At 56.1% G+C, this 4,147-nt stretch carries 4 protein-coding genes; all 4 read right to left on the bottom strand.

Translation table 11 applies throughout. From position 1 onward, the window contains the following. A partial coding sequence (locus JNN07_04540) for an AMP-binding protein (protein ID MBL9166988.1) occupies nt 1-1,188 on the bottom strand: 1,188 nt, incomplete at its 3' end. A gap of 45 nt (nt 1,189-1,233) precedes the next feature. Next, a complete protein-coding gene (locus JNN07_04545; protein MBL9166989.1) occupies nt 1,234-2,316 on the bottom strand; it encodes a class I SAM-dependent methyltransferase in 1,083 nt (360 codons plus the stop codon). A gap of 75 nt (nt 2,317-2,391) precedes the next feature. Next, on the bottom strand, nt 2,392-2,991 hold the full coding sequence (locus JNN07_04550; protein MBL9166990.1) for a sigma-70 family RNA polymerase sigma factor: 600 nt from the start codon (nt 2,989-2,991) through the stop codon (nt 2,392-2,394). 7 nt (nt 2,992-2,998) lie between these two features. After that, a complete protein-coding gene (locus tag JNN07_04555) occupies nt 2,999-3,499 on the bottom strand; it encodes a hypothetical protein (protein ID MBL9166991.1) in 501 nt (166 codons plus the stop codon). Nucleotides 3,500-4,147 lie beyond the last annotated feature (648 nt).

Below are 4,147 nucleotides of genomic sequence, written 5' to 3' on the forward strand. Positions count from 1 at the left end.
GCTGACGAACCGCTGGGCTGTAAGCTCGGGTTGGTGCAAATAACCTTGAGCCAGGCAGATCCCGCCGATGAACAACTCGCCCGGCTGCCCTTCGGGAACCGGTTGGTTCTGCGAATCCAAAAGGTGCAGCTCGGTGCCGTCGATAGCCTCGCCGATGGGAGGTAAGCTTTCCCAGGTTGCGGCATCGGCGGGCAAGAGGTGAGCACTGGCAACGTGCGTTTCGGAGGGACCGTATTGGTTATCAAGACTAGTTCCGGGAAGTCGCAGAAAGAGCGCGCGCACCAGTGGAGTGATCTGCAATTGTTCACCTGCGGTGATCACCTCGCGCAGGGTCATGGGGAGTTGCGTTGACTCGCTGGCCGCCTCGGCTAGTTGCTGGAGAGCGATGAACGGCAGGAACAGCCGATGAATTCGCTGCTTGATCAGGTAATTCCAAAGGCTGGGAGAATCGTAGCGGAGTGCTTCGTCCATGAGGACAAGCGTCCCGCCACTGCACGTGGTGGCGAAGATCTCCTGAGCGGAAACGTCGAAACTCAGTGAAGCAAACTGGAGCGTGCGGGCTGGGTGGGGCAGGCCGTGGGAACGTCTCGTCTGCCACTGCACCAAGTTGGAGATGGCTTGATGCACCATCGCGACGCCCTTGGGACGGCCCGTGGACCCGGAGGTATAAATCACATAAATCAGATCTGCCCCTCTGCTGTCGTTGGCGGGGTTCTCGCCTCCGAGTTGAGTGATCTCCGGCCAGGCCTCTTCAACGGCAACGCAGTCTGCTTCGCTCCAACACTTCGCAGCGGACAGTTGAGAACGATCCGTGAGGATGAGCTCGAGCCGGGCCGACTGAGCCATGTAGGTTAGCCGCTCTTGGGGATAGGTGAGATCGAGCGGGGCGTAGGCCGCTCCAGCCTTAACAACGCCGTAGATGACTGCGATGAGCTGCGGGGAGCGGTTGATGCAGAGACCTACTACGCTGTTCCGCCCTACACCACGCGCAATCAGGTAGCGTGAGATTTGGTTGGCCTGGGAGTTGAGCTCTTCATAGGTCAGCATTCCCTGCGGAGAATCGACGGCCAGCGCTTTAGGTGACCTTAGGACTTGGGCCTCGAAAAGGTGGTGGACACAGGGGAAATTAGCCGTCGCGGCGACGCCGAGATCGGGGCTGGGTTCGCTCTGGCCTTCGTCATTAAACATGTTCTCGCGATAAAGAGTTTCATCCGGAAGCTCGGGCTAGCCCCACTACCAGACATTGCGTAGAAGCCTACGGTAAAAACTGTTCGCCGACACCGCCGGTTTGTAGCAGTAGGAGGCGTGCCGAAACTCAATCGCAGGTTTACCTTTGGCGCATACCGTGCCAGCGAGGTGATAGTCCCGATTAATCCGATCGTCGGCTAAGTTGCTGCTTGCCGTGGCACGGATCGTGTCTCCGGCTCGCACGGAAATGGGAGGGTCGAACACAGGGAAATACACCGGCATCCAGGATGCCGTGCTTTTGTCGATTGACTCAAAAGTCTCTCCCGGAATGGTTTCGACTCTCACCCACAACGCAAACCCATCGAGCATGGAATCACGCAAAATGGTTAACACTATCTCTCCCCGCGACTCGTGAACCGGTTCCTCATTAAAGTTGATTTCCTCGAATACGTCCGCGGTGGAGTTAATCATCGATCGTTGAAGTCCCGAAACGGCCAGGCGGAGATCAAACCGATAGCCTGCTCGCTCGAAGAGCCGGCCTGCGTAATAGCGCGCCACTGGGTTAAAGCGGGGGTTATTGACGAGAGACCGGGGCATTTGAACGCCTGCCACTAAAGTCTGGCAGCGGCCAGGTATGAACTGCCCGCCGGGTTTGACCAAATGCCGAGCTGATTGAAGCAGCAAATCCCACCCCTCCGCTCCACCGATGTTTCCCAGGTTGTCCGAGACGCACGCGTCTACTGGTTCCGGAAGATAGACTGCTTGGGCGTCACCCCAGATTACAGAAATGCGATCAGTCAGACCGAGTTTCCTGACCAGTAAGGCTGCTCGGTAAGCAGGCTTTTCGAGAAGCTCAATCGCGTACACCTTGCGTGCACCTGCTTGTAAGGCTAGTAGGGCGAGCGTCGCTTGTTGCCCTGTCCCGACGTCAACCACCGTCAACCCTTTCAGACTTCGTTGGAACGCCCTCAAGAGAAAGTCGTTGCGATGGGTGTCGGCCGCCATGGCGGCATACATAAAATGATCGTACTCGGGATCTCCGCCTATGCTCACCGTGGACGGCCATAGCTCTACATGACTCTGCCCGCGGGGCGGCAGATGCGGCGGGTTCCGATCTTCACAGTCCACTCTTGCGGAGGAATCCGCGTCTAGTGAAGGTGGCAGGAATGTAATGTCTCGCCCCATTGATTAATTGATTCTGGTCTACGATCCTAGGAAATCTATCCACTTAGCGAGCCGGGTGCGAAGCAGTCCCCGAGCTCGGTAAATTCGCATTTCAACAGATTTCGCGGTGCAGCCCAGGATCTCGCCGATCTGCGCATGTGAGAAGTCTTCGTATTCGCTCAAGATAAGAGGTTCACGGAGTTCCCGAGGCAACGCCGCGACCGCCCGCTTTACCGCTTGGGACCGTTCCAAGAATTCTAGTTCCTCGTTCGGCAGAGGCCGATTGTCAGGCAAAAAATCGCTGAAGCTCTGACCGGTCGGACTGTTCGCCACATCTAACGTCACCTGCGGATGCCGTACCCGCCAGCGGTAGCGATCGCGGACAAGGTTGCTCGCGATGGAGTAGAGCCAGGTGGCGAACTTGGATTTGAGGTCGAAACTCAGCCGGTGTTGGTAGACTTTGACAAAGGTTTCTTGTGCGATGTCATTCGCCTCGGCTTCGTTCTGGAGACTGCGCAAAAGAAAGCCAAAAAGTCGTTCCCCATGCCGCTCCATCAACTCGTCCATAGCAGTCTCGTCCCCTTCGGCTAGACGCAACATTGCCGCCACATCCTGGTTGGGAGGTTCGACCGGTTCCATACTGGTTTTAGCGGTGACCCGTCGATGGTGGTGATGGTGTGGTTTCGTCTTGGCCGTGACTCATCGACTCCTGACGTAGGTGAGTGTGCGTGCTAACCCACCTCAGATAGCGTTCACCTTGCTCACTAGGCATGCTTCGACTCACCTCGAAAAAATGTTTTAGCATCTCTGTCTGACAGACCGCCCAAATTCGGGATCGTTCCGCCAGCAGAGTTGATACCTGGGGTGTGACCTCTTTGATTTCGGTCAGGATGACGGACAATTGATCGCCGAGCTGGTCAATCTGGCGGCACCGTTCCTTACATTGCGGCAAATAGCCGGCGTGTAGCGCAGAGATTCGCTGAAACTCCGCATCCGACAACTTAAAGTCATCCTTCAACCATGAGAGCTCGGGATGCTCGCTCCTGAGCAACGCGCGCGGTTCAGCGGTGCCGAACAGGAAACAGCAATAATATCCTGTCACGGCTCCGGCCAAGGCCAGCAACAATACGATTATTCCACGGCGCATGGTTAATGTTTGTCTGGAGGTGGTGAGATGGCTTGCACATATCGAGCGCGCAGATCCTCACTCACCCGAGCCGACACCTTCCGGGATTCGACTAGACCAATCACCCCCCCAAGGAGGATAAAAAGCATTATGACCGCACAGGTATGAGCAGGACGGGCTAGTGAGTCTAATATCCTACTCAAAAGCAATTTCGCCAGGGAGATTGTGTCGTTAGGGATGGTATCCGCCCGCCTGATACGGCCCCAAACCGCGGTCTTGAAGCTTGGCGGTAGGGAAGGATTAACCACCCATCCCCGCATTAGGATCTTGAGTAGTTCGTCTTGCCGATCACTTTCAGGCTCACTCATAAGTAAAAAGTCGCAAACACCTGTTCAACAATGAGGGTAATTTCAGCGACATATATTATTACGCTCAGCAAGTTGGAACCCCTCAAGTTTCTTTACCAATTCTAGTTCGTTGCTTTTGAACGGCACGCCGGCGGATTAGCCAGGCCGTTCGACCACAACACAGGGCCTCAGGTTCCCGTCGAAGCCTGGAGTAAACTCGTTTCCGCTTTCTTGAGGGCTCACGGTCGGTACGGCGTATTGGTAAGTAATGTGCCTTAATCATCCGCGTCCGCTGGTGCCGCGCGTTCGGGACGAGGCGTCT

It is taken from the genome of Verrucomicrobiales bacterium, assembly GCA_016793885.1.
GTDB lineage: Bacteria > Verrucomicrobiota > Verrucomicrobiia > Limisphaerales > UBA11320 > UBA11320.